We start from the raw sequence: 26,269 nt of genomic DNA on the forward strand, positions 1-26,269 counted from the left end.
GGTGGGGGGTGGACGCCAGGTCAGGCGGCTGCACGTATGGTTGCCGCATGACTGGTCCTGCGGCCTGGCGCCAGGCTGCGCGGGCACATCCGCTCGTCGTGGACGGGGTGCTTGCCGCGGCGCTGTACACAGCCAGCCTGCTGGCGCCGGTCCTCCCCGGCGACCCGCCTCAGCGGGTCCCGCTGACCGCTACCGTCGCAGTGCTGGCGGCACTGGCCTGCTGCGCGCTCGTTTTCCAGCGGCGGTGGCCGATTCCGGTGCTGGCCGTCACCACCGGGATCGCCTGCGTCTCCATGATCGTCTCGGATGCGCAGGGCGTGTTCCTCGGAGCCCCGGTGATCGCCGCGTACACCGTCGCCGTCCGCACCGACCGCCGGACCGCCTGGACGGCCGGAGCCGCCGCCGCGCTCGTCTACGGCGTCACTTCCCTGGCCACCGCCGGGTCGGCCTGGTCCGGCATCGGGACCCAGAACCTGATCGTGTGGATCGGCATGGCGGTGGCCGCCGGAGACGCGGTCCGCAGCAGGCGGGCGTACGTCGGCCTGCTGGAGGAGCGGGCCCGTCGCGCCGAGCAGAGCCGCGAGGAGGAGGCGGCCCGCCGGGTTGTCGAGGAACGGCTGCGCATCGCCCGCGAGCTGCACGACGTGGCCGCCCACCATATCGCCGTGATCAGCGTCCAGGCCGGGGTGGCCGGGCACACGCTGCGCACCGATCCGGACGTCGCGGAGGAGTCGCTCACCCTGGTACGCCAGGCCAGCCGGAGCGTGCTGGAGGAACTCAGCGCGCTGCTCGGCGTACTGCGCCGGGACGATGACCCGCGGGCCCCCGTGCAGCCCACTCGGGGCCTCGACGGGCTGGAGGAACTCGCCGGCTCGTTCGCCGCGGCAGGCTTGGAGGTGGCCTGGACGCTCTCCGGCCACCCGCGCCCGCTGCCCTCGGCGGTAGACCTGGCGGCGTACCGGATCGTGCAGGAATCGCTCACCAACGTGCACAAGCACAGCGGGAGCTCCTCAGCGAGGGTCGGCGTCGAGTACGCGCCCGACCGACTCGTCGTCCGCATCCACGACGCGGGAGGCGGCGTGGCGGCCCGCAAGCACACGGCTGTCGGCGGGCACGGCATCCTGGGCATGCGCGAGCGCGCGATCGCCGTCGGCGGGCAGTTCGAGGCGGGCCCCGGGCCCGACGGCGGTTTCACCGTGCGGGCACAACTGCCCTTGCCCCCAGCGTCGGTGAAGGTATCCGGAGAAGGAGAAGACGGATGACCATCCGGGTCCTGCTGGCCGATGACCAGAACCTGATCCGTGCTGGTTTCCGGGTGCTCATCGATGCGGCGCCCGACCTGGAGGTGGTGGGCGAGGCGACGACCGGCCGGGAGGCCGTCGAACTCACCCGCAGCACCCGCGCGGACGTCGTGCTGATGGACATCCGGATGCCGGGGCTCGACGGCCTCGCCGCCACTCGGGAGATCACCGCCGACGATGACCTGGCAGGGGTTCGGGTGCTGATCCTGACCACCTTCGAGATCGATGAGTACGTCTTCCAGGCGTTGCGCGCCGGGGCCAGCGGCTTCCTGGGCAAGGGCGTCGAGCCTGCAGAACTGCTGGCCGCGATCCGGACCGTGGCGGGCGGTGAGGCGCTGCTGTCGCCGAAGGCAACCCAGAGCCTGATCGCCCGTTTCATGGCCTCCCCCGACGACCGGCCCGCCACGACAGCGGCGCAGCTCGACGCCCTGACCGGGCGGGAGCGCGAGGTGCTGGGCCTGGTCGCCACGGGCCTGTCCAACGACGAGATCGCCGAGCGGCTGTACGTCTCGACGTCCACCGCCAAGACGCATGTCAACCGGGCGATGACGAAGCTCGGCGCACGGGACCGGGCCCAACTCGTCGTCATCGCCTACCAGACCGGCCTGGCCCGCGCTCCGCAGTGACCGGCCACGCCCTGGGCAGACGTGCGGGCGGAGGCGCGCTCATCCTTTGGTCTTGTCCGCAGGCCCCTCAGTACCGCGCCCGCGGTAGATCCGTACCACGGGCATGGGAGGACAGAGTGTCCGCGCCGGGCTGACGACCGGGAGATCCGCGCTCGGCAGTCTGGACCGCATGATTGAAGTCACCAACCTGACGAAGCGCTACGGCGACAAGACGGCCGTCGACTCGCTCACCTTCTCGGTCCGGCCTGGCATGGTCACCGGCTTCCTCGGACCCAACGGGGCGGGCAAGTCCACCACCATGCGCATGATCCTCGGCCTCGACCGGCCGACCGCCGGGACCGCGACCGTGAACGGCCGCCCCTACGCCGAACACCGGGCGCCACTGCACGAGATCGGCGCGTTGCTGGAGGCCAAGTCCATCCACCAGGGCCGGTCCGCGTTCAGCCACCTGCGGGCGATGGCCGCCACCACCGGCGTTCCGCGCCGACGCGTCGAGGAGGTGATCGACCTCGTCGGCCTGACCGAGGTCGCCCACAAGCGGGCGGGCGGTTTTTCTCTCGGCATGGGCCAGCGCCTCGGTATCGCCTCGGCGCTGCTTGCCGACCCCCGGGTGGTCATGCTGGACGAGCCGGTCAACGGCCTCGACCCGGAGGGCATCCTCTGGATCCGCAACCTGCTGAAGGGGCTGGCCGAGGAGGGCCGGACCGTCTTCGTCTCCTCGCACCTGATGAGCGAGATGGCACTCACGGCCGAACACCTCATCGTCGTCGGCCGCGGGCGGTTGATCGCCGACGTGTCGGTGGCAGACTTCACCGCACGGGCGGCCCGCACCACCGTACGCGTGCGCTCGCCGCAGGCCGCGCAGATCCGGGAACAGCTGGCCGGGCCGGATGTCACGATCGCCAGCCTCGAACCCGGGGTCCTGGAGATCAGCGGACTGACGACCGATCAGATCGGCGATCACGCGGCGGAATCCGGCTTCACGCTGCACGAGCTGTTCCCCCAGCAGGCATCGCTGGAGGAGGCGTTCATGGAGATGACCCGGGACGCCGTCGAATACCACGCCACGACCACGACCGCTGACAGGGCCGGCACCGGGCCGGGCACCCGTGGTGACGAGCTCACCGAGGCCGGGAGGGCCGCCTGATGACTACCACCTCGGCACCAGACCTGACAGTGCGCCCCGAGCGCGACGAGCGTCCCGAACTGCGCGTCACCACGCGACGCGTGGTCACCTCCGAGTGGATCAAGTTCTGGTCGCTGCGGTCCACGGCCTACACCCTGCTCGGGGCCGTCGTGGCACTGGTCGCCTTCGCGCTGATCGCCGCCTCTGTCACCTCGGGCGGCGGCACCATGGAGGGCCTTGAGGGAACCACTGATCCGACCGGCATCAGCCTGGCCGGTACCGAGATGGCCCAGCTCGTCATCGGTACCCTCGGGGTCCTGCTCGCTGCAGGCGAGTACAGCACCGGCCTGATCCGCTCCACTCTCGCCGCGGTGCCCCGGCGGCTGCCGGTGCTCTGGGCCAAGACGGCGGTGCTCGCCGGGGTCGTCCTCACGGTCGGTGCGGTCGCGGTCTTCGGTGCCTTCTTCGCCGGGCAGGCCCTCCTCGGCTCCGACGGCGCCTCCCTCACCGACCCCGGCGTCCTGCGCGCGGTCAGCGGCGCTGTCGTCTACCTCACCGGTATCGGACTGCTGGGCATGGCACTTGGCGCCCTGCTGCGCAACACCGCAGGCGCGGTGACCACCCTGTTCGCCTCGAACTGGCTACTGCCCGGCCTGATGAAGGTCGCCCTCCCGCACAGCTGGAACGACACGATCGGCCCGTTTTTCCCCTCCAACGCCGGCTCCGCCTTCATGACTGTTTCCCCCGGCTCGGACCTGCTCTCCCCGGGGGCGGGCCTGGCCGTGTTCGTCGGTTTCCTGGCCGTGCTGCTGGGCATCGCCGCGCTGCAACTGAAGCGGCGGGACGCCTGAGAGAGTGCCCCATCCTGAAGCCGGGGACGCGTCCGAGCTGACCCGGTGGGTGCTACAGGGAGCCGCCTTCGTCACCGAACCTTGGGAAGCAGTGGCGTCCGTCCGGTCGGTCGGTCGAGGGCGAGCCCCGTCCCGGCGGGGAATCCGCTGAGGAGGCTGTGCCGGTACTGGAGCGCTTTGAGCCGCCTGCGGACTCTGCTGCGCAATTGCGTGCGGGGCGACGGTTGGGCGCGGGTGATCGTCCGTGCGGTCGTTGCCCTGTCGTGCGGCCGCGGGGGTGATGCGGTTGTCGATGAGGCCGAAGGGGCTGCCGAAGGTTCCGGCACAGACTGCGGCGGTGGCCCGGGCGGCGTTCCCGCAGGGGAGCCTGGCGATCCGGGTGCGGGACCGGCTCGCGGAGGTCTTCGCGGATGAGCCGTTCGCCGACGCGTTCGGGGTGCGCGGTGCCCCGGGACTGTCACCGGGAGTGTTGTCGCTGGTCACGGTGTTGCAGTTCGCCGAGGACCTGACCGACCGGCAGGCCGCGGCGATGGCGGTGCGGGCGATCGACTGGAAGTACGCGCTCGGGGCCGAGCTGACGGACACGGGCTTCGACGCGAGCGTGCTGAGCCGGTTCCGCACCGGCTGGCCGGGCACGGCATGGAACGGGTGGTCTTCGACCGGCTCCTGGAACACTGCAAGGACGAGGGCCTGGTGACCGCCCAGGGCTCGTACGTTCTCGGGCGGTGAGATGCCGCTGCCGGGTGGGGACGGGTTGTCGGGGTGGGGGTAGGTGATCAACTGAAGGAAGCGGTTCGTGATGATGGAGGTGTCTGACGCCTCATCACAACGAACCGCTTCTGGATGCCATCCTTGCTGATTACCGCTGTGTCCCGCCACCTCGACCACGATGCGGGCTCCATCCCCGACGACCCCGACCGCCTGCTGGACCTTGCCGACGTCCTCGACATGCTGCCCGATCCGCGCCGTCGACAGGGCCGCCGTTACCGGCTCGGCCAGGTCCTGGCACTGTGCACGATCGCCGTACTCGCCGGCGCCACCACCCTTGCCGCCATCGCAAGGCATGCCGCCTATCTGCCCGACGAGGTCCGTCACCGCCTGGGGCTGCGGGCCGCACCGCGGGCGACCACGTTCGGCCGACTCCTGGCACGTCTGGACGGCGACGCGGTGGACGCGGCGGTGGGTGCGTGGCTTGCAGGACACTGCAGCCGCTCCGCGACCGACGCTCAGCTCGCCCGAGCGGTGCGCGAGCACTGGCACGTCGAAGCCCATCACCACGTCCGGGACACCACCCTCGCCGAGGACGCCTCCAAGATCCGCACCGGGAACACCCCCCGCGCAATGGCCACTTTCCGTAACATCGCGATCGCCCTGGCCCGCCTCACCGGCTGGACCAACACCGCCCACGCCACCGACTACTACAAGTCACACCCCGACCATGCACTCGACCTCATCCAACCCGGCAGGTGAGCACGCAGGCGCCTTGGGCCCACACCTGGGCTTGATCCCGTTTGGCGGATATCGAAGATCAGTGGCTGCCGCTCCAGAAGGATGATGTCCGTCAAAGGGGACCAAGCCCAGTACAGCTGACAACCCGCTCAACCCGAGCGTCACATCATGTGACACCAAACCGCACTCGCTGCATGGCTCCTACTCGCCCCCGTAGGTACCGGGCGTCTGCCCGGTCACGCGCTGAAAGGCGGCGATGAAGGCGCTGGGCTTTCGGTATCCCACAGCCCGCGCGGTGGCCTTGACGGACGCGCCGGCCGCGAGATGGCCTACTGCGGCGCGGACACGGATCCGAGTCCTCCACTGCGAGAAGGTCAGCCCCGTCTCGGCGAGGAAGAGCCGTGACAGAGTACGCACCCCGCTGTGCACCTCCGCCGCCCACATCGCAAGTTCTCGCTGATCTCCGGGCGAGTCGATGAGCCGCTCGGTGATCGTACGCAAGCGCGGTTCGGCGGGCATGGGCACCTGGATCGAGTGGGTCGGCAGCGGCTGGAGGACCTCGAAGAGGAGGGCTTCGGCATGCCGGCGGCTCGCCGCGTCCGGCTCGGCCCGCAGGTATCGGATGAGCTCACGAAGCAGCGGTTGGACGGCGACGCCGGTGGGCTGCGTCCAGTCGATGGGGCAGCGCGTGGCCATGAACCGGATGACGCACAGTTCACCGGCGTGCCGTGTCGTCCCCGTGTGCTCGACACGGCCGGGAATCCACAGGCCGTGCCCCGGAGGCACCAGCCAGTCGTGCGAGACCGTGCGCAGGGTGACGGAAGTGGTCGACGCCCACAGCAGCATTGGCTCCGAATGGGTATGGGGTGCCACCTGGAGAGGCGGATGCGCATGCTGGTGCTCGATGGTCAGGATCGGCGAGGCGGCTCCCTCGCCCAGAGCTGTCACCTGAGCCATGACGCTCGCCTCTCCATCCGCCGATCCGTCCCGTCCTGGCCCAGCAGTTCCGTTCGCCCCGTGCTCCGATCACGATCTGGCCGTTCCGGGGTATCGCGTGGCCACCATGCGCACGAGCGCCATTCTACGGTTAGGCATGCCTAACTTGATGCCCGGGCGTGGTGCGTACCCACCTTCCGTTGCGGCGTCGATGCATGGGAAGAGGACGTCACCATGAACCGGATCAAGCCCGTCAGCCGTCGGATGCTGTCGGTCGAAGTCGTGCGCAAGGAGTGGAGGCCCGGAAACTTCCTGCTGGTGACCGTGGGCGGAGAGGACCTCAAGGACTTCCGGCCGATCGGAGTCGACCAGGCCTTCAGGCTCCTGTTCCGGCGGCCCGGCCAGGGCCGGCTCTGGCTGCCCTCCCGGTCCGACGCCACATGGATGGCGCAGTACATGATGACGGGCAAGGCGGCACGCCCCTACGTCCGTTTCTACACGGTCCGGCACTTCTGGCCCGACCGCAACGAACTGGACATCGAGTTCGTGCTCCACGAAGGGGACAGTCCGGCCTCCACCTGGGCGCGGGGTGCCCGCCCCGGCGAACCGGTCGGCATCCTCGACGAGGGAGCCACCTACAACCCGCCCCATGGCGTGGAATGGCAACTGCTCGCAGGGGACGAGACCGCGGTGCCGGCCATCTTGTCCATCCTGGACTCCGACGAGGGCGCGTTGCCCAGCGAAGTGTTCCTCGAGGTACCCAGCAGCGCAGACATCCAGCAGTTGAACACACCACAGAACGTCAGCGTGCACTGGCTTCCGCGCGACGGCCGCCCCGGACTTCCGGGGCGCTACGCACTCGACACCGTGATGAAGGCCGCCCTGCCGGCAGGGCGCTTCGCCACCTTCGTGGCGGGTGAGAATCACCTGCCCACGACACTGCGGCGGCACCTCGTCCATGAGCGCGGCGTCGACAAGTCCGACATCACTTTCGTCGGTTACTGGCGGCACGGCAGGGCGACTCCGGGATGACGGCCGCGGTGTCCGGTCAAGGCCGCCCGCGTGGACCGCCCTATTCACCCAGTCTGGCGGCAGATCTCGCTCTGCCACCCATCGTCACCCAGCGACGTTCCCTCCGCGGGTCGGGTTCTGTTCACGAAGCACCTCCATGACCGAGGCGACCTCTGAGCGCCGCCGCCCCGCCCTGTTCGCCCGGTGACTCCCCTCTTCTCCGACCGAAAGGAACATCCTTGAAGTCCCCAGAACCCGCTGACGCCAGGATCAGCATCATCGGCGCCGGACCCGGCGGACTGATCTGCGCACGCATCCTCCAGCAGCGCGGCATCGCGGTCACCGTCTACGACCGCGACCCGGGCCGCGACTCCCGCAACCAAGGCGGCACCCTCGACCTGCACGCTGACCACGCCCAGGTCGCCCTGCGCGAAGCCGGCCTGCTCGACGAGTTCTTCGCCCTCGCCCGCCCCGAAGGGCAGGAACTGCGCCAGATGGACCCGACCGGCGCGATCACGTTCCGCCAAGTCCCGGCGGCCGACGAACTCTTGAAGCCGGAAATCGACCGCGGCGACCTGCGCGACCTGCTGCTCGACTCCCTGGAGACGGGAACCGTGCGCTGGGGCCGCTCCCTCGACACGATCAGCGGACCGCCGATGGGCCGCGGCAATTGCACTTCGCCGACGGCACGAGCATCGAGACCGATCTGGTCATCGGCGCCGACGGCGCCTTCTCCCGGGTACGTCCGGCCGTGTCCACCGCCGTCCCCGAGTACACCGGGATCAGCTCCCTGGAAGCATGGTTCTCCGACGTCGACGACCGGCACCCCGAGATCGCCGAACTGGTCGGCTCGGGCGGCGCCCACGCGGCTGATGGCGAACGCAGCCTGTTCGCCCAGCGCAACAGCGGAAACCAGATCCGCGTCTACATCATCCAACGCCTTCCCGTCGACTGGATCAGCGCCAAGGGTCTGACCGCCGAGGACACCGATGGCATCCGCGCCGTGCTGCGCGACGAGTACGCCCTCTGGTCGCCCCGCATGCGCCGGATGATCACTGAGAACGACGGCCTCTACATCCACCGCCCGATCTTCGTGCTCCCTGTCCCGCACGCCTGGGACCACAACCCGACGGTGACCCTGCTCGGCGACGCCGCCCACCTCATGCCCCCGCTCGGCACCGGCGTCAACCTCGCCATGCTTGACGCCGGCGAACTCGCCCTCGCCCTCGCGAACGCAGCCACTGTCGACGACGCCATCCGCGTCTACGAGAAGACCATGCTCCCCCGCTCCATCGAGACGGCCCAGGCCATCGAGCATGGCACCGAACAGCTGCTGTCCGCCGATTCCTCCGCATGGCGGCTGAGCACCGTAGTGGCCAACTCGCTCGCCAAGTAAAACGCTCAAAGGACGGTGTGAGAGGGCGTGGCTGCCATGGAGCAGATCTCACGCAACACGGTGACCTACCGTGTACAGCAGGCGTTCACCCTGTGCGGCCACTCCGGGGACGCCCCGACCGACAAGCTACGCGCAGCCCTCACCGTCGCCGAATGGCTCCTCCACTCACCGCACACAGGCCAATAGCATCCGCCGACGCAGCCTGACCAGCACAAGTAACGTGCCGAGGTTGCTCAAATCGGCGACGCACCAGGTCCTCGCTCAGCTGCCGACGGTGCCCGGCAGCGCCGGGGTGAAGGCGCTGGCTGTCGTGGCCGGGATGGTCCTGTTCCGCGCGGACGCCGCGTTCTACGCCGCCGAGGTCGTGGCCGCCTGCCGCCGCGCCGGCGACCACTTCTCGCTCACCGTGCGGCTCAACCCGACAATCCACGCCGCGATCGCCACGATCGACGAGGACGCCTGGATCCCGGGTGACGGCGAGGTGGATCGCGCGGCGTTTGCCGGCCTTCGTGTCGCCGTGTGGGTCTTCGCGACGGCCAGCACGTAGTCGAGCTGGCGGCGGGCGAGCGCGGCGCGCAGTGCCGGGTCGTTGCCGTAGACCTCGTCGTCGGCGGCCCAGCGGGCGGGGGTGACTACGTGGTCAAGCCCTTCGACGTCGAGGAGGCCTTCGCCGGCCGCGCGCCCTGCTGCGCCGCAGCAGCCCGGAGAACGGCGTTGCGAGCACCGTTGCCGAGACCGATCTGTGCGAGGCGCCCGGCTGCCCGGAGTTCCTCACCGTCGATGTTGTTTGCGGGCGGTGCGCCACCGGGCCCGCCCCCGATGACCGACTCCGCCTGGGGCTGTGGAAAGTCCTCGGCCTGGTGGACTCCGCCGTGGTACCCGTCACGCCCTACGACCTGACGACGACGGACCTGGTGAGGTCTCTGCGATCGCCGTCTCTCACGTGCGCTGGGCCCTGGAATCCGGTAAGCACGCGTGCACCACCACCAAGGGACCGGTCGCCCTCGCCAGCCCAAGGCGCCTGCGTGCTCACGGCTGCCTGTCGCCTGCGCAGGGGACGATTCATTCGGACCCAGGCAGGCGGCGGGCCGGCATCCCTGGTTCGACGGTCGGCCTCCGTGCCCGTCGTTGGGTCTCCTCGCGTTTCCCGCGTAGGAAAGTGAGCGTGAGGTTGATGCCTTCGGCCTTGCCGAGCCAGTTCTCATCCTCAGCCCGCCGGAGGCGGGCAAGAAGGTCGGATTCGAGTTCTTCGAGCCGGCCGAGCATCTTCGGGTTGATGTGGAGCATCGGGCATCGGATGCAGGCGTGCTCGTGCCGACGAGGGGTGCCGTAAGGGCGTCCGCAGGAGCCGAGTTCGACCTTGCGACGGTCGAAGTGCTCCTCGAACTCCCCCCATTCCTGGACCGTCGTGTCGCGATACTCGCCCTCGGGCCGAATCTGGCGGCGGTGGTGCAGATGCTCCTGGTAGTGCCGAACGACGTCCTCGTCGAAGACCGCGACGTAACCGCGGGTGGTCTGGATGTTGAGGTGACCCAACAGGGCCGCTCCGATGTGGATCGGCAGGCCGCTGTTTACGAGTTCGGTGGCGAAGATCCTTCGGAAGTCGCGCGGGGTGAACTTCAATCCGCGGAACCCCGGATGGGCTTCGGCAAGGGGCCTGCCCGCGTCGACTGATCATCTCCTGGATGGTGCCCGTGCCCTGCGCAACCTCGCGATCAGCGTGTTCCGCCAGGACGGCCGGACCAACATCGCCGCCGCCTGCCGTCATACCGCCCGCCATCCACAGCGACCCCTGAGAGCCCTCGGCATCAGCTGATCAACCTGGACAGATCGACTGCACGCAATGGCCCTGGGACGGGGACGGGGACAACGGTGTCGTTGCAACAGGTGACCAACTGATGAATCGGGCGATAGGCACGGTCAGATTCTCTTCGGCGTGGGCACTCCAGTGGGCAGGTGGCCGGCGGCGAGCAAGTCGTTCCACAGGGCTGCCGGAAGTGGCTGGGACAGGAGGGCGGCCGCGTCACGTACTTCGTCGGCGGAACGGGCGCCGACCAGCACGCTCGTCACCGCCGGATGACCGAAGGGGAACTGCAGCGCGGCGGCGCGCAGTGCGACCCCGTGGCGCTCGGTGGCTGCCTGCAGGTCCACAGCGCGTTGGACGAGTGAGGCCGACGCGGGTGCGTAGTCGTAGGTCGCACCCGGGCGCGGTGCGGCCAGCAGGCCGGAGTTGAAGACCCCGCCGATGACCACGCTTGTGCCGCGTGCGGCGGCGGCGGGCAGCAGATGGCCGATGGCCTCGTGATTGAGCAGGGTGTAGCGGCCGGCCAGCAGTACGGCGTCGACATCGGTCTCCGTCACGAACCGGGTCAGCGCGGCGCTCTGGTTCATTCCCGCGCCGATGGCGCTTACCACGCCCTCGCTGCGCAGTCGCTCCAACGCGGGGTATCCCTCGCTGAGAGCCTGCTCGAGGTGGTCGTCGGGGTCGTGCAGGTACACGACATCGAGCGCGTCAAGGCCGAGGCGGCGAAGGCTGGCGTCGATACTGCGCAGTATTCCGTCGGCGCTGAAGTCCCAGATCCGGCGGTGCGTGGCCGGAACGGCGAACCCTTGCGCGCAGTCGTCACCGGTGGGGTGGTCGACGGGTTCCAGTAGGCGGCCCACCTTGGGTGGACACGGTGAACGAGCCGCGAGGCCGGCCTGTGAGGGCCCGGCCCAGTCGGATTTCGGACAGACCGAGTCCGTAGTGCGGGGCGGTGTCGAAGTAGCGGATGCCGGCTTCCCAGGCGGCATCCACTGTGGCGGCGGCGCTCTCGTCGTCGACGGGCGTGTGGAGGTTGCCGAGGGCGGCAGCCCCGAAGGCCAGTTCGGTGACGGCGACGCCACTGCGTCCGAGGCGTGTGCTGCGCATGTGGCTCCTCACTTCTCCGCGGGGCGCAGCCTCAGCCCCGCCATGCCGCCGTCGACGGCGAGAGCGGTACCGGTGACCGATGCGGCGGCGGGGCTCGCCAGATACACGATGGCCGCGGCCACCTCTTCGGCGGTCACCAGGCGCCCCATGGGCTGTCGGGCGTTGAGCGCCGCCCGTTCCACCGTCGGGTCGTCGGATGCCGCCAGCAGCGCGCTCACCCATGGGGTGTCGGCGGTGCCGGGATTGACGCAGTTGACGCGGATCCCTTCGCGGACGTGGTCTGCGGCCATGGCCATGGCCATGGCCAGGGTCAGGGCGAGGACCGCGCCCTTGCTGGCCGAGTACAGGCACGCTGCGGCAGGCCGGCGGTGGCGGCGATGGAGCAGGTGTTGACGATCGCAGCGTTGTCGGAGGCGCGAAGGCTCGGCAGTGCGGCCCGGCTGGTGCGGACGACGCCGAGTACGTTGACGTCGAGAACGCGGTGCCACTGCTCGTCGGGATTGTCCTCCACTGTGCCCGCGGCGCCCACTCCGGCGTTGTTGACCAGGATGTCGATTCCGCCCAGTCGTGCCGACGCCTCGGCCATGGCGGCGCGCACCTGGGCGTCATCGGTGATGTCGGCCCGCAGCGCGACGAGTGGCTCATCCACGCCGGTACTGTCCCGGTCCAGTACGGCCACCCGTGCTCCCTGAGCCGCCAGCAGGTCGGCCGTCGCGCGGCCGATACCTGAGGCGCCGCCGGTCACCACCGCCCGCAGACCGTCCATGCGGGTCATACGGCGAGCTCCTGGCCGTCGGTGGTGCGTGCCGCCAGGTCATCGGCCCAGAACTGGCCGTGTGGGTAGGTGTAGCGGGTGATGGAGCCGGGATGCATCTGTGCGGAGTATCCGGGGGCCGTGGGCGGGAGGTAGCGGCCGCCTTCGATGCGTACGGGATCGGTGAAGTGCTGGTGGAGGTGGTCGACGTATTCGATGACCCGGTCCTGGACGGTGGTGGACACGGCGAGGTAGTCGAACATCGACAGGTGCTGGACGAGTTCGCACAGGCCGACGCCGCCGGCGTGGGGACAGACGGGTATGCCGAACTTGGCGGCAAGCAGGAGGATGGCGAGGTTTTCGTTGACGCCGCCGACGCGGGCGGCGTCCAGTTGCAGCACGTCGATGGCTTCGGCCTGGAGCAGCTGCTTGAAGACGATGCGGTTTTGGACGTGTTCGCCGGTGGCGACCTGGACGGGCGCGACGGCCTTGCGGATGGTGGCGTGGCCGAGGACGTCGTCGGGGCTGGTGGGCTCTTCGATCCAGTAGGGATCGAACTCGGCCAGCGCGGTGGTCCAGGTGATGGCTTCGTCGACGTTCCAGCGCTGGTTGGCGTCCATGGCGATGCGGATGTCCGGGCCGACTGCGGCACGGGCAGCCCGGAAGCGCCGGATGTCGTCGTCGAGATCCGCCCCGACCTTGAGCTTGATCTGCCGGAAGCCGTCGGCCACCGCGCGCTGTGCCAGGCGGGTCAGCTTCTCGTCGGTGTAGCCGAGCCAGCCGGGCGAGGTGGTGTAGGCGGGATAGCCGTGGGCGAGGAGGTCGCTTTCCCGTGCGGTACGTCCTTCCCGGCCGCGTTGCAGGATCGTTACTGCTTCCTGGCGGGTGAGTGCGTCGGTGATGTACCGGTAGTCGATCTGGTCGGCGAGCCATTCGGGGTCGGCGTCGGCGAGGAACTTCCACAGGGGCTTGTCGGCCCGCTTGGCGGCCAGGTCCCATACGGCGTTGATGACGGCGCCGATGGCCATGTGCATCACACCTTTTTCGGGACCGAGCCAGCGCAGTTGACTGTCGCCGGTGAGGTCGCGCGCGAGGCTGCCTGGGTCGTCACACAGATCCTCTACGGACCGGCCCACGACGTGGGCTCGCAAGGCGTCGAGCGCCGCGACCTGCACGTCGTTGCCACGACCGATGGTGAAGGCGAAGCCGTGGCCCTCCAGGCCGTCTTCGCTGTCCGTCCGCAGTACGAGATAGGCGGCCGAGTAGTCGGGGTCGGTGTTCATCGCATCCGACCCGTCCAGCTCCCGGGACGTGGGGAACCGTATGTCGTACGTGTCGAGACCGGTGATCCGGGAGACGCTTGTTGAGGACACGCTGAGCCTTTCGTGATCGGTGAGACTGACGGACAGTGCCAGGGCCGGCAGCCGCCACCGCATCGCCGGGACCGACCCCGCTGACAGATGGGTCCGGCTGAGCCGGGTACCTGAGGCCACCGGCGGAAGCACACGTGGGGAGCCTCCTGTGCGGCCGTGTGCCGGCCACGCCGATCGACCCCGTCGGCGAGAAACAGTGACCTGGGCCCGTGCTTCGGACGCCCTCGCCCAGATGTGTGGACGGGGCCGGGAAGGTCACGGGCGGGGAGCGCGCCGACCTTCGACGCGGTCCCTTGCGGCCCGTCCCTCGATACTTCGGATGATTTTTCTGCGGCGGTGCCTGACAGTACGACCGCCGGCCCGTTGGCGCAATCAGTCCTCCGATGTCTATGGTCGAGGACGGGTCCTGAAAGTGATCAGATGGGCGTTTTATCCTGGTGATCTATCTCGGTGTTCGTGCCGTCGGTCACGATCCTGCGCATACATCGGATGAGGCTCTTGCCAAGTGTGGCAATGCGCTCGTAACGTCACGCCACGCTCCACAGGCAGCCGAGGAGGGCCCTCGGTGGTGAGACGGTTGCACGCCTGAGGTCGCCCCCGGCAAGGCATCGGATGTCTAGTCGTATCGCTGGGGGAAGCTTTCGGCCTGACGGTGGAGAAAACAACCTTGTTTCGGCCATTGCTCGTTGCTGGAACGCGGTTGTAACGTTTCACGCCTTAGCCGCATGGACTGAGTAGATCCGATGTTTTACCCGGCTTCGCGAATCCGAATCGCGCCCTATCGAGGGGTTTCCCGACCATGAGACGTTTCAATGAAGCACGCCGAAACCCGCTGCCTCGCGCCCTGACGGCGCTGTCCGCGGTCGCCGTTCTCACCTCCTCTGCCGTGGCGTGTTCGTCGTCGGGGAGTGAGGGGAGCGACACCACGGGCTCGGCGCCGGTCACTCTGACCGTTCAGCAGCAGACCGGGCAGGAGACCTTGTTCGGCTACTTCGCCAAGGCCTTCCACAAGGCGCACCCGAACGTGACGGTCAAACTGCAGACGATCAGCCAGGAGCAGAAGGCCGGCTCGAACCTCACTGTGCTGGGCTCGGGCAACGCGCCCGACGTCGGCTTCGTCCCGGTCGGCTCGTCGCCCTACACCGCTCTGACCAGCCGTGGCGGGCTGACCGATCTCAGTGACGTGTGGAGTTCCGGTGACCTCGCCAAGCGCTACGGCAGCGGCGTCTCCGGGTCGCTGAAGGTCGGCGGCAAGCCCTACGTCGTCGCCTTCTCCCAGGCCATCTACAACGTCGTCTGGTACAACCCGGCAGCCTTCGCCAAAGCCGGCGTGACCGTGCCGACCGATCACCGGTTCGCGACGCCGGAAGACCTCATCGCCGCGGCCAAGAAGCTGAAGTCGGCCGGGTACGCACCGCTGCAGCTCGGCGGCGCCTCCGGCTATCAGGCCAGCTGGATGGTCGACGCCCTGCTGCCGACCTCGGCGTCGCCGGCGCAGCTCGAGAACTACCTGGCGTCTTACAACAGCAAGACCGCCGTCACCGCGAAGTACACCGACCCGGCCTTCACCAAGGTGCTCTCGACGCTTGAGAACTACCGCAAGTCGGGCGTCTACCAGGACGGGTTCCTCGGTCAGAAGTACCAGGACGCCGAGACGCCGTTCCTCGCGGGCAAGGCGGGAATGTTCCTCGGCGGCAACTTCACGGCGGCCGACTTCGTGCCCGCGAAGACCTCGGTGAAGCCCGACTGGCTGCTCCTGCCGCCGGTCAACGCCGGGACGAAGACCACGCAGACCGGCTACTACGGCGACGCCCTGGGCATCCCGGTGAGGGCGCAGCACAAGGCGTGGGCGAAGAAGTTCCTCGAGTTCGTCATGTCCGAGAAGGCGCAGTCGGAGGGCGTGGTCGGCACCGCCAACCTGCTCCCCGGGGTGAAGGACCTGCCCGCCTCCGTCTTCGCCAAGATGGACGCGAATTCGCAGAGCATCCTGGCCGACATCACCAAGAACGGCAGCGCGGCCGGCTGGACGTCGGTCGTGCCGAACGCGCTCGCGCAGACCTTCATCGACCCGAAGATCCAGGCGATGTACTCCGGCAGCCTCTCGCCGGCCGCACTGGCACAGCAGCAGCAGGACGAGCTGCTGAGCTTCCGCAAGTCCGCGAGCTGAGCCGACCGTGAACGAGCCGTATCCCAGTTCGAGGAGAGGTGTATGAGCACGCATTCCGTGATCACGGCGTCGGACCCGGGGGCCGCCGCCGGCGACGCCGCGAAGTCCACGGGCGTCGTGCCCAGCCGGGCGCGATCGCGATCCGCGAGGCGTCCCGGCGCGGGCGGGAGGGGGTCGGGTCGCCGGTCGAGGGCCACCACCTCACCGTTGGTGACCCGCCTGGCACTGGTGCCCGCGCTTGTCCTGCTAGCCGTCTTCGTCCTCGGCGCGATCGTCCAGACGGTACGCATCAGTACCACGGACTGGGTCGGCTTCGGTCCCATGCACTCCGTGGGGCTGGACAACTACCGCACTGTTCTCAAGAGTTCGGACACCTACCAGTCGCTGGGCGTCACTCTCGTGTACGCCGCCGCGTCGGCGGTGGCGACGATCGTCATCAGCAGCCTTCTCGCCGCGGCGGTCAGCCACGGCGTGAAGGGCGGGCGCTTCTACCGGGTCATCTGGTTCCTGCCCGGTGTCGCGCCCGCGGCCGCCGTGTCGATCTTCTGGACGGCGAGTTTCCAGCCGCACTCGGGCGGCGTCAACCAGGTCCTCGGCCACATCGGACTCGGCAACGCGCACGCGTGGCTGGGTGACGCCTCCACGGCCGTCTGGCCGGTGGTGTTCGTGACCGTGTGGGCGGGCGTCGGCTTCGCGTTCCTGCTGCTGCTCGGCGCGATGGAACAGGTCCCCGTCTCCATCTATGAGGCCGCGCGCATCGACGGCGCCTCGACGGCACGACAGTTCTTCAGCATGACTCTCCCGATGATCCGGCCGGTGTTCGTCATGACGGCCCTGCTCGAGTTCATGTGGGCGTTCAACGGATTCACGACCGTGTGGGCGATGACGCAGGGCGGTCCGGGCACGGCGACCTCGATCCTGCCGGTGCGGATCTACCGGGAGGCGCTGCTGAAGGGGCAGTTCGGCCCGGCGTCGGCACTGGCCGTGCTCTCGGCAGTCGTACTCATCGCGGTCGGCCTCGTCGGCGTACGGGCCAGCCGCTCGAAGGAGGCGTGATGCGTAATCTGCTCGGTCGAGGCACCGCACGGGCCGCCCTCGTGCTCTGGACGCTGCTCGCCGTCGTGCCGTTCGTGCTGATCCTGCTGCTCAGCGTCAGGTCCAACGCGGACATCTACCTGAACGGCCTCGGTATCACCGGAAAGATCCTGCCCGGCAACTACGCGCGGGCCTGGCAGGGCTCGGCCGGGACGGCCGGACTGACCAGCTACTTCAGCAACAGTCTGATCGCGGCCGTCACCGCGCTCGTCTTCAACCTCGGGGCCGGAGTGACGGCGGCGTACTTCGCGACGCACCTGTCGGACCGCAGCCGCATCTGGTTCACCCGGCTGTTCGTGTCGTCGACCGTTCTGCCGATCGTGCTGATGATCGTTCCCTACTACCAGGCGTTCAACGCGTTCGGCGTGCTCAACATGCCGGTGGTCATCGGCATCGCGTACGGCGCCCTGGCCCTGCCGACCACCGTGCTGATCATGCACTCGTTCTTCGTCGACTTCCCGGTCGAACTGCTAGAGGCAGCCGCACTCGACGGCACAGGGGCCTGGCGCACGTACGTCCGCATCGTCCTCCCGCTCGCCAAGGGAGCGGTGACGGCGGTGGCGATGCTCACGCTCGTGTTCGTCTGGGGCGAGACACAACTCGGCGTGGTGCTGCTGCAGTCCGGTGAGTCGCAGACCGTGCCGGTCGGTCTGCTCTCGTTCCAGGGCCAGTACACGACCGACCAGGGGGCGCTGTTCGCCGGGCTCTCGCTGGCGTCCATCCCGATCATCCTGCTGTACCTCGTCTTCCACAAGAACGTCACCAAGGGCATCGCGCTCGGCGGAGTGTTCAAATGACCACCAACCCCCTGTACGCGCCACTGTCACAAGCGGTCGACGGCCTCGATGTGAGCCGCCGCCACCCCATCGTCCGCACGCCGGCCGCCGGCGACTTCTTCGAGGGCGCCCTGCTGGGCAACGGGGAGTTCGGGGCGGTCGTCGTGCCGCGGCCGGACGCCATCGTGATCCACCTCGGCCACAACGCCGTCTGGGACAAGCGGGCCCAGGTCGTCGACCCGGACCGGATGGGGACGTTCGCCAACGTGCTCACCGCCGCCGAGGAGGCAGCCCGGCACGGACGCCCGGACGAGGACGAGGAGTTCGCCCGGTACCTCGCCGACACCGAGGAGGGCTACGGGGCGCCGTACCCCAAGCCGTTTCCGTGCGGCTCGGTCCTGCTCAGCCTCGACACCCGGCGCTGCGAGGTCCTCGGCTATCACGTCGACATCGCCACCGGGATCTGCAGCGTGCAGCTCACCATCGACGGCGCTCCGTCCACGGTCGAGATCTTCGTCGCGGCGGATTCCGACACCGCGTGGGTGCGCTGGTCGGCGCACGGTACCGCGACGCTGCCGGTACGGGGCCTGCGCGTACTCCCCGACCCGCTCGGTTACGACGGCGCGGACGGGCCCGCCGACCCCATCGAAGCGGGCAACGCCTACACGCGCCCGAAGTCGGCGTTCACGCCGAACGAACACCTCACCCACGAGCAGTGGTCCCATCACCTCGCCTTCGTGCAGGGCCTTCCCGTCACCGGCGAGGCTCTGCCCGACACTCCGGCATTCCGGCTCGGGCTCACCTCCGACACCGAACTCACGGCCGGAACCGTCGCCGGTTTCAAGGGGCGACGCGTCGCTCTCGACCCCCTCGCCACGCATGTCGCACCGACCCGCGAACTCAACCTGCGGATCGATCTGACCCAAGACGAACTGTCGGCGCTGTCGGCCGCCCCGGTCGCCGTCGAGATGGGTGACCAGGACACGGCCAGGTCGGCGACGACGGCCTCATGGCGCGACTTCTGGGCCCGCTCGGCGATCGACGTCGGTGGCCACGAACTCGAGGCGCTGTGGTACCGCAACCTGTACTGGACGCGCTGTGCGCTGCGGGACGGCGGTGTCGCGCCCGGCCTGTTCGGCCCGTGGACCTACCGGGACATCGGCTCCGGCTTCCACGGCGACTACCACTTCAACTACAACGTGCAACAGCTGTACTGGGGCCTGTTCGTCACCGGCCACGAGGACCTCCACCACCCCTACCTGGATCTGCTGGACTCGCTGCTGCCACAGGCCCGGCGTACCGCAGAGCAGTACTACGGCATGCCCGGTGCGGCCTTCTCACTGATCGGCTGGCCGCTGGAGACCACGCTCGCGCCCTACCTGTGCCCGAAGTGGGCGTGGGAGGCGTTCATCCCGGCCTGGGCGGTGCAGACCCTGTCGTGGCACTACCTCTACACCGGTGACGTCGACCTGCTGGCGGACCGCATCGCACCCTTCCTGGTCGACGTCGCCCAGTTCCTGCTCGACTATCTCGACGCGGGCACCGAGCGCCTGGCCCGCGACGACGGACGGTTGCACGTCTACCCCACGGTCGTCCCGGAGGTGTACGGCCTGTCCGACGGGCTGCGCCTCAACGTCGACGGACACGTCGACATCGTGTTCTTCACCTTCGCCTTCCAGGCACTGGTGGACGCGGACGAGGCGCTGCGTACTGCCGGACGGGACGCTCTGCCCGAAGACCTCGTGCAACGCGCCCGCGCCGCGGTGTCCCAGCTTGTCCCGCTGCCGACGACAGAGACCGACGAGGGCACCGTGTGGGTGAGCGTCGCAGGCGAGGACCCGGACGTCGTCTACAACGTCCCGGCCGCGGCGATGGCGGTCTTCCCGTGCGAAGCCGTCTCGCTCTCGTCACCGGCCGACCAGGTCGACATCGCCCGCCGTACGGTCCGCCGCCAGCGCACCGAGGGAGGCAACGACCTCGTGTTCGTCGCCATGCAGGAGGCACGGCTCGGTCAGCTCGACCTCGAGCGGTGGCTGCGCCACGTCCGGTACTGCACGATCCCCAACGGCACGGCGACAGCACGGGTCCAGTGCGCTGGCGGCCGGTACGACGACGCGACACCCTTCGACTTCATGGCGCGGATGGGGGTGTGGACCGAGAACTTCGCGGTCGGCGCCGTGATCTCCGAGTGCCTGCTGCAGAGCCACGACGGCGTGATCCGCATCCTGCCGAACTGGCCCCTTGATCTCCCGGTCAGCTTCACCGAACTGCGAACTCGCGGGGGTCACCGGGTTTCCTTCACCCGGCGCCCCGGCGAGGCAGACCGGCTCGAGCTGACCGGAGGGCACGAACGTGAACTGACGGTCGTGCCGCCGTGGTCCGGACCGAGCACCGTCCACCCGGCCGCGGACAGCACCGAAGAAGCGCAAGCGATCCACCATCCGCCCGGGCCGATCCGACTGTCGGTGCAGACCGGGACGGTCGTCCGTATCTCACCTGTTCCGTCCCTCAATGACGAGCTCGAAGGAACCACCACATGCGCGATTTCCTGAGACCACGCCAGCTCCCAGCCGTCGGAGCGGCCGCCGCCCTGGTTGCGGGGCTGTTCGCCGGTGCCGACAGCGCGGCCGCGGCCAACAGCACCTACTACGTCAACAACCAGGCCGGAGGGGAGGGGGCTCCGTGGCGCTGAGCGGCCGTCTGCCGGGCCGGAGTTCTGGCGGGCCGCCGTACCCCCGCCGTCACGAATGCGGGCGCGTGAGGCGACCCGGGGCCCGTCCTGGGCTGATGGGGAGCAGCTGCTGCCGCGATGCAGCTGAGGCCGTCACGCTGGTCAGCCGTGCGGGCATCGCCGTGGCTAAGCGTCCGGCTGCACAGAGTCCGTGGTGGTGTTTTGGGTGTCAGGTGGCCGACCGTGGACCGAGGCAGCCTACCGACCCACCCATGTCGCGGACGGCTCCGCATCCGCGATTCACTATGTCATCGGCATGCAGCGATAGCGGTATCGGAACCGGCCTGCCTTCTCGCCTGCCAACCTGCGCGGTTCTTCGCCGAACAGGCGGCACGAGCCGCGACATGGCGCAAGGTCGGCCACACGAACGCGGTTGGCACGGCCGCGGTCGGGGCACGGCGCCGCCCGCCATGCGCTCGACGGCCTCTCGGCTCATCGGTGGCGAGGCCATGTCCTCCTTGGCCGCCCGGACCATGTCCCCGGCCAATCACTCAGCGGTGAGGAAGGTGTGGGGCGGCGGTCACGAGGGGGACGGGTGGTGCCGGCACGGCCAAGAGTGGCCCTGGAAGGTCAAGTCCCAGGCCGCGACGGACGGTCGACGGCCTTGCCCGGGGACCGCGCGCGCACGGCGGCGAAGCGAGAGCGCAACCCGACCTATCGGCTGAATACATCCTATGTTCGGGGCGGTTAGCCCTGAGGGTCGGACGCGTCTGCCAGCTGCACTCTCGGGTCTCACCTGGCGATTTCTGTCGAGGTCCTAGACGGACCACCGATTGGTGTCCCAGTAATACATCCGATGTTACCCCCGCCGACACATGCTGTTTGTAAGGCCAGTCATGACATCGTGTGCTGTCCTGCGAACTGCCAAGAGAAGGCCTTGTCGGAGCCGATCACCCGCCGAACGGGCGCTCGGCGGCATGGCGGTCACCCGCGGCGGGCTTCGCCCATGCGTCCGCAGCCCTGTCTCACGTCAGGTACTACCGACACAGAAGGAACGATCATGCCCATGACACAAAGACGTCGAAGGTTCCTGCCGCGGCTGCGGGCCACGCTGATCGCCAGTGCCGCCGCCCTGGCGTGCATGCTGATCACGCTTTCCGCGCCCTTTCCGGCGTCGGCCGTCGACCAAGTGACCAGGACCGATGACTTCGAACGCGCCAACGGCTCCCTTGGGGCGAACTGGGTCTCCGACCGGGGAGCGTGGTCGATCGCATCCGGTGAAGCTCTCTCCGCTGCCACCCCGACGAACGCTGTCGCCACCTACCGTCCGGTTCAGCTCGGTAGCTCGTACACCGTGAGTGCTCAGATCAGGATCGTCAGCAGCTCGCCTTCCGGTGCGGAATGGAGCGGTATCGCGGCGAACGTACAGGGAACGACCTCGCTGGACTACTACGTCCTGCGCGTGTCGACCGCCGGTGGGGCCCGCACGGGGCAGTGGCAGCTGCTGAAGATGGCGGCCAGCACCACACCGACCGTGCTGGCCCAGGGAAACATGAACGCGCCCTACGGCTCATCTCTCGAACTGAACCTCGGTCGCGACGGGACCCGTTTCACCGTCTCGGTGCGCAACAGCGACTCCGGGGCCACCCTCGTCGACACGTCGTACACGCTGCCCACCACCGACCCGACCCGTGTGGGCGGCTCCGCCGGCCTCTACTCGAACACGGGCAACCTGCGCGCGAAGTCGTTCTCCCTGACGACTTCCACCCCGGCCATCTCACCTACGGCCACGCGCTCCGAGGACTTCGAACGCGTCAACGGCTCCCTCGGGGCGGACTGGGTCTCCGACCGGGGAGCGTGGTCGATCGCATCCGGTGAAGCTCTCTCCGCTGCCACCCCGACGAACGCTGTCGCCACCTACCGTCCGCTTCAGCTCGGTAGCTCGTACACCGTGAGTGCTCAGATCAGGATCGTCAGCAGCTCGCCTTCCGGTGCGGAATGGAGCGGTATCGCGGCGAACGTACGGGGAACGACCTCGCTGGACTACTACGTCCTGCGCGTGTCGACCGCCGGTGGGGCCCGCACGGGGCAGTGGCAGCTGCTGAAGATGGCGGCCAGCACCACACCGACCGTGCTGGCCCAGGGAAACATGAACGCGCCCTACGGCTCATCTCTCGAACTGAACCTCGGTCGCGACGGGACCCGTTTCACCGTCTCGGTGCGCAACAGCGACTCCGGGGCCACCCTCGTCGACACGTCGTACACGCTGCCCACCACCGACCCGACCCGTGTGGGCGGCTCCGCCGGCCTCTACTCGAACACGGGCAACCTGCGCGCGAAGTCGTTCTCCCTGACGACTTCCACCCCGGCCATCTCACCTCCGGGAACGCTCGATTGCACGGTGGACAAGGGCTCCTACGACTTCCCCGATGCCCAGCAGCAGGTGCTCCAGACGATCCCGGTGGACACGACGTGGGCCGGCATGCCGGTGACGCAACGGGTACTGACACACAATGACGATCAGTACGTGGCCTACTACGACGGCGCGCGCCGGATGACGATCGCGCACCGCAGCCTCTCGGACAACAGCTGGACCAAAAAGGTGCTCCCCTCGACGTTGGGCTGGGACAGCCACAACTACATCTCGCTGGGACTGGACCGCGACGGCAACCTCCATGTGTCCGGCAACATGCACAACGCGGCGTTGGTGTACTTCCGCACCACCGTGCCCGGCGACGTGACGTCGCTGACCCGAGTGACCACGATGATCGATGCGTCGACCGAGAACTCGGTGACCTATCCCGAGTTCGTCAACCGCCAGGACGGCAGTCTCGTCTTCAGCTATCGCAATGGTGGGTCAGGTGACGGCGTGACCTATTTCAACGTGTATAACGAGGCCTCCTCCACCTGGTCGCGGCTGGTCGACGAGCCGCTCTTCGACGGCAACGGATCCGCCGACAATCCGAGCGGGACGTGGAACGCCTACTTCGAAAACCCCACCCTCGGACCAGACGGATGGTTCCACATGATCTGGGTCTGGCGTGACACTCCCGACGCCGCGACCAACAGTCGGCTGAGCTATGCCAAGAGCAGAAACCTCGTCGATTGGTTCGACAGTGCCGGCCATGCGCTGACGACCCCTTTCCGGTACGGCGAGGCGGATGTAATCGACCCGGTGCCGGACGGCGGCGGTCTGCTCAACGGCAACGCGAAGCTCGGCTTCGACGCCGAGGGCACTCCGATCATCAGTTATCACAAGTACGACGGTGACGGGAACTCCCAGATCTACGTCGCGCGCCCCGACGGATCAGGCGCGTGGGACATCCACCAAATCAGCGACTGGAAGGGCCGCTGGAGTTTCGGCGGTGGCGGCAGCCTCGCCTTCACGGTGTCCATGCTCGGCTCCGAGGTGATGGAGGATGGCAACATCCGCGTCGACTTCACTTGCTCGGGTGAACCGCGGAGCATCGTCATCGACGGTGGCCTGCACCCCGTGGCGGAGGCTTCGACCCCGGAGCTGCCCGCCGAGATCACGGATGTGCGCGGCACCTACCCTGGCCTGGCGGTGCGACTGCAGACCGACCTGGCCGGCCGCAACGACACCGGCACCTACTATCTCCGCTGGGAATCCCTGCCTGCAAACCAGGACAGTCCGCGCACGGACTGGCCTGAGGAGGGAAGCGCGCTGGAGGTGGTGCTCCTGGGCCCGCCGTCCGCGCAGTAGAAGACGGCTGCTCTCCGCAGCGCCGGTTCTGCGGGGCGAGCTCAGGCGAACCCGTCCCGCTGAGCGGCGGCAACAGCACACACACGTCTGCGGCCTTCGTACCGGTCCCCTGTGTTTCCAGACCTGGAACACAGGATCAGGGCGAAGGCCGCCGTGCACTGCGGGGACCAGGCAGACGCAGCGATAGACCGGTTCAGAACGAGGCAGCTGTCGGTGCAGGGGGCCACATTGGAATGGAGGCCTCGCCGAACGTGGGCCTTGCCCCTTGATCACCCCCCCCGTGGTGATCACTTCCAGCACCACCGCGCTCAAGCAGGCGTCCACCTTCACGGCCGTCGCCGGACTGGCCGACGCGGGCGGCTACTCGTTCCGCGACAGCTCCGGCAACTACCTTCGCCACTACGACGACCGAGCCCGCTTCGGCGCCAACGACGGTACGTCGACCTTCGCGAAGGGCGCCACGTTCATCGCCCGGACGGGCACGGCGTCGGGCTCGGTCCGCTTCGAGTCGTACAACCACCCGGCTACTTCCTGCGCCACTACAACTAACAGCTGCGCGTGGACGTGACGGACGGCACGGGCAACTTCCGCCAGGACAGCTCGTCGTGCCGGTGACCGGCTGGGCCTGAGCAGCGCCCTTGCCGGCCCGGGCAGTCGCGCCGGCGGTCGGGGAGTTTCCGTCAGACGCTGTTTCCGGGAAGACGGATTTCCGCACCCCTTGGACGAAGGGCTGTACCACCCGGAAGACCTGCGGCCCTGACCGAAGGCTTTCACCGGACCGTCCCGGTGACCGCCTGGTATGGGTCACCTCCCCTGTACCTCGCCTGTATCTCCCCTATGCGCGCCCCAAATGCCGCATGGCCAGGGCCAGTTGCAGTCTGAGTCGGCCCTGCGGGGTACGGATGGGCCACCCGAGCAGCGCCTCGGCGTGGCCCAACCGGTCCTGGAGCGTGGAGTGGTGGACGTTGACCTCGACGGCGGCTGCCCGCAGGCTCGCCGTCGAGGCGACCGCGTGCAACGTCGTCAGCATCCAGGGCGCGTCCGCGACCGCCGCATCCAGCGCCCGCACATCGGGCGGCGGATCGGCCCCCGGCGCGACAAGCTCGGCGAGCAGCCCGATACCGCCGAGCTCATCGGCGTACACGACCCGGGGGCCGGGAGCGTTCGGGGTGCCGTCGGCGGTGAAACGAAGCGCGGTCCGGGCGGCGGCCCAGGAGCCCGGCAGTTCGAGCAGGGGCACGGCCGGGCCGACACCGACCCGGCCCGGCGGGAGGGCGGTGCCGGCGGATCCGGCGTCGAGGTGCGCCGGTCCCGGGTCCGCGGTGGCGGATCCGGCGTGGGTCGGTGCGGTGCCCCGGGCCGGTACCGGTGCCGGCCCGGGGGTGGACGGCCGGGCGTGCGGGTGGATCGGCCCGCGCCGGGCGGAGGCGTTCACGATGCGGGGCGGGCCGTCGAACGGCGCGGCCACGCGGGCCCGGGTGGCCGGGTCCAGGCCCAGCTGCCGGGCCGCGTGCAGCCGTACCTGCTCGGGTGCGGTGGCGTCGAGGAGGGTTTCCACGAGCGCCGGGTCGTCGGCGTGGGCCGTCGGTGCGCGGCCACGGGTGCGGTCGAGGACGACGCGGATGGCAGCCGCCGCCCGTTCGAGGATCACCGAGTCGACGACGCTGGGTGCCCCCGCCCGCTCCAGCCACAGCGCCGGAGCACCGTCCGGCGACAGCGCGGCGGACGGCCACGCGGGGTCGGGAGGCTGGTCCGTGTCCCGGCGGTGCCCATCGGTCTCGACCCGCAGACGTACCCGCCGCCCGGCGTCGGCGAGCCGCGCCGGACACCCTGCCAGCACGGCGACCCCGCGCACCATCGCCTCAAGACCGGCCCGGTGCTCGGCCAGCCGGTCGAAGTAGGCGATGACCCGGACGGCGGCGCCGGCATCCGGATCCAGTGCGGTCAGCCGCCCCGCCAGCTCTTTCATGGCCCCATGGTGCGCCATGGGGCCACGTTTCGTGGAGTGTGTGCGCTCACAGGTCGCGGGGGGGAGTGCGGCACGGGCCGCCTCCCCCGCGCGACCGCCGCGTACGCGCCCCTGAAGGGGCGCGGGGAACTGC

The 26,269-nt window shown here is 69.0% G+C and carries 19 protein-coding genes and 4 pseudogenes; 17 read left to right on the plus strand and 6 right to left on the minus strand.

All coding sequences use genetic code 11. The features are described 5' to 3' along the window. The first annotated feature begins 47 nt into the window (after positions 1-47). The 6 genes from OG841_RS40010 to OG841_RS40035 all read left to right on the plus strand — a co-directional run bounded on the left by OG841_RS40010 (position 48) and on the right by OG841_RS40035 (position 5,374). Positions 48-1,262: a sensor histidine kinase gene (locus OG841_RS40010; protein WP_328636922.1), complete on the plus strand. Its 1,215-nt coding sequence runs from the start codon at positions 48-50 to the stop codon at positions 1,260-1,262. Then, a complete protein-coding gene (locus OG841_RS40015) occupies positions 1,259-1,927 on the plus strand; it encodes a response regulator transcription factor (RefSeq protein WP_328636921.1) in 669 nt (222 codons plus the stop codon). Before OG841_RS40010 ends, OG841_RS40015 begins: the two co-directional genes overlap by 4 nt. 169 nt (positions 1,928-2,096) lie before the next feature. Continuing rightward, positions 2,097-3,074: an ABC transporter ATP-binding protein gene (locus OG841_RS40020; protein WP_328636920.1), complete on the plus strand. Its 978-nt coding sequence runs from the start codon at positions 2,097-2,099 to the stop codon at positions 3,072-3,074. Continuing rightward, on the plus strand, positions 3,074-3,904 hold the full coding sequence (locus OG841_RS40025; RefSeq protein ID WP_328636919.1) for an ABC transporter permease: 831 nt from the start codon (positions 3,074-3,076) through the stop codon (positions 3,902-3,904). The genes OG841_RS40020 and OG841_RS40025 overlap by 1 nt, the downstream gene beginning before the upstream one ends. Before the next feature lie 337 nt (positions 3,905-4,241). Further along, the gene (locus tag OG841_RS40030) at positions 4,242-4,601 is read left to right on the plus strand and encodes a transposase (RefSeq protein ID WP_371569220.1); all 360 of its coding nucleotides are present in this window, start codon (positions 4,242-4,244) and stop codon (positions 4,599-4,601) included. 155 nt (positions 4,602-4,756) lie between these two features. Beyond that, positions 4,757-5,374, plus strand: a complete 618-nt coding sequence (locus OG841_RS40035) for a transposase family protein (protein ID WP_328636918.1) — start codon at positions 4,757-4,759, stop codon at positions 5,372-5,374. A gap of 180 nt (positions 5,375-5,554) precedes the next feature. On the opposite strand, the gene OG841_RS40040 is transcribed toward OG841_RS40035, so the two are convergent. Continuing rightward, the gene (locus tag OG841_RS40040) at positions 5,555-6,310 is read right to left on the minus strand and encodes a helix-turn-helix transcriptional regulator (RefSeq protein WP_328636917.1); all 756 of its coding nucleotides are present in this window, start codon (positions 6,308-6,310) and stop codon (positions 5,555-5,557) included. Between the two features lie 213 nt (positions 6,311-6,523). Between OG841_RS40040 and OG841_RS40045 the strand changes: the two genes are divergently transcribed. The 4 genes and pseudogenes from OG841_RS40045 (at position 6,524) to OG841_RS40060 (ending at position 9,243) form a co-directional block, all read left to right on the plus strand. Beyond that, the gene (locus OG841_RS40045) at positions 6,524-7,321 is read left to right on the plus strand and encodes a siderophore-interacting protein (protein WP_328636916.1); all 798 of its coding nucleotides are present in this window, start codon (positions 6,524-6,526) and stop codon (positions 7,319-7,321) included. Between the two features lie 218 nt (positions 7,322-7,539). After that, positions 7,540-8,696 (plus strand): annotated as a pseudogene (locus OG841_RS40050) (FAD-dependent oxidoreductase). Between the two features lie 36 nt (positions 8,697-8,732). Next, positions 8,733-8,882 (plus strand): hypothetical protein, encoded by a 150-nt coding sequence (locus OG841_RS40055; RefSeq protein ID WP_328636915.1) that lies wholly within the window; start codon positions 8,733-8,735, stop codon positions 8,880-8,882. Between the two features lie 43 nt (positions 8,883-8,925). Further along, on the plus strand, positions 8,926-9,243 hold the full coding sequence (locus tag OG841_RS40060) for a hypothetical protein (RefSeq protein ID WP_328636914.1): 318 nt from the start codon (positions 8,926-8,928) through the stop codon (positions 9,241-9,243). A gap of 515 nt (positions 9,244-9,758) precedes the next feature. Here OG841_RS40060 and OG841_RS40065 read toward each other — a convergent pair. The 4 genes and pseudogenes from OG841_RS40065 to OG841_RS40080 form a co-directional block, all read right to left on the minus strand. Further along, positions 9,759-10,319: a tyrosine-type recombinase/integrase gene (locus tag OG841_RS40065; RefSeq protein WP_328636913.1), complete on the minus strand. Its 561-nt coding sequence runs from the start codon at positions 10,317-10,319 to the stop codon at positions 9,759-9,761. Between the two features lie 297 nt (positions 10,320-10,616). Next, a pseudogene (locus tag OG841_RS40070) lies at positions 10,617-11,607 on the minus strand (aldo/keto reductase). An 8-nt stretch (positions 11,608-11,615) separates the two neighbouring features. After that, a pseudogene (locus tag OG841_RS40075) lies at positions 11,616-12,382 on the minus strand (SDR family NAD(P)-dependent oxidoreductase). Continuing rightward, positions 12,379-13,734: an L-fuconate dehydratase gene (locus OG841_RS40080; RefSeq protein ID WP_328636912.1), complete on the minus strand. Its 1,356-nt coding sequence runs from the start codon at positions 13,732-13,734 to the stop codon at positions 12,379-12,381. Before OG841_RS40080 ends, OG841_RS40075 begins: the two are co-directional and overlap by 4 nt. Positions 13,735-14,533: 799 nt before the next feature. Between OG841_RS40080 and OG841_RS40085 the strand changes: the two genes are divergently transcribed. The 7 genes and pseudogenes from OG841_RS40085 to OG841_RS40115 form a co-directional block, all read left to right on the plus strand. Beyond that, positions 14,534-15,901: an ABC transporter substrate-binding protein gene (locus OG841_RS40085; RefSeq protein WP_328636911.1), complete on the plus strand. Its 1,368-nt coding sequence runs from the start codon at positions 14,534-14,536 to the stop codon at positions 15,899-15,901. Positions 15,902-15,943: 42 nt separating this feature from the next. Further along, on the plus strand, positions 15,944-16,957 hold the full coding sequence (locus OG841_RS40090) for a carbohydrate ABC transporter permease (protein WP_231884873.1): 1,014 nt from the start codon (positions 15,944-15,946) through the stop codon (positions 16,955-16,957). After that, positions 16,957-17,793: a carbohydrate ABC transporter permease gene (locus OG841_RS40095; protein WP_328636910.1), complete on the plus strand. Its 837-nt coding sequence runs from the start codon at positions 16,957-16,959 to the stop codon at positions 17,791-17,793. Before OG841_RS40090 ends, OG841_RS40095 begins: the two co-directional genes overlap by 1 nt. Further along, positions 17,790-20,324, plus strand: a complete 2,535-nt coding sequence (locus OG841_RS40100) for a glycosyl hydrolase family 95 catalytic domain-containing protein (protein ID WP_365123717.1) — start codon at positions 17,790-17,792, stop codon at positions 20,322-20,324. Before OG841_RS40095 ends, OG841_RS40100 begins: the two co-directional genes overlap by 4 nt. Beyond that, entirely contained in the window at positions 20,309-20,464 is a 156-nt protein-coding gene (locus OG841_RS40105) for a hypothetical protein (protein ID WP_005476711.1), read from the plus strand. The genes OG841_RS40100 and OG841_RS40105 overlap by 16 nt, the downstream gene beginning before the upstream one ends. Positions 20,465-21,380: 916 nt before the next feature. Beyond that, the gene (locus OG841_RS40110) at positions 21,381-24,167 is read left to right on the plus strand and encodes a BNR repeat-containing protein (protein WP_371569228.1); all 2,787 of its coding nucleotides are present in this window, start codon (positions 21,381-21,383) and stop codon (positions 24,165-24,167) included. 265 nt (positions 24,168-24,432) lie between these two features. After that, positions 24,433-24,796, plus strand: a pseudogene (locus OG841_RS40115) (AbfB domain-containing protein); the annotation flags it as partial. 206 nt (positions 24,797-25,002) lie between these two features. On the opposite strand, the gene OG841_RS40120 reads toward OG841_RS40115, so the two are convergent. Further along, positions 25,003-26,136 carry a helix-turn-helix domain-containing protein gene (locus tag OG841_RS40120; RefSeq protein ID WP_328636907.1) on the minus strand — a complete coding sequence of 378 codons (1,134 nt, stop codon included), beginning with the start codon at positions 26,134-26,136 and terminating at the stop codon, positions 25,003-25,005. Positions 26,137-26,269: the final 133 nt, after the last annotated feature.

Origin of the sequence: Streptomyces canus (genome assembly GCF_041435015.1) — a bacterium.
Taxonomy (GTDB): domain Bacteria; phylum Actinomycetota; class Actinomycetes; order Streptomycetales; family Streptomycetaceae; genus Streptomyces; species Streptomyces canus_G.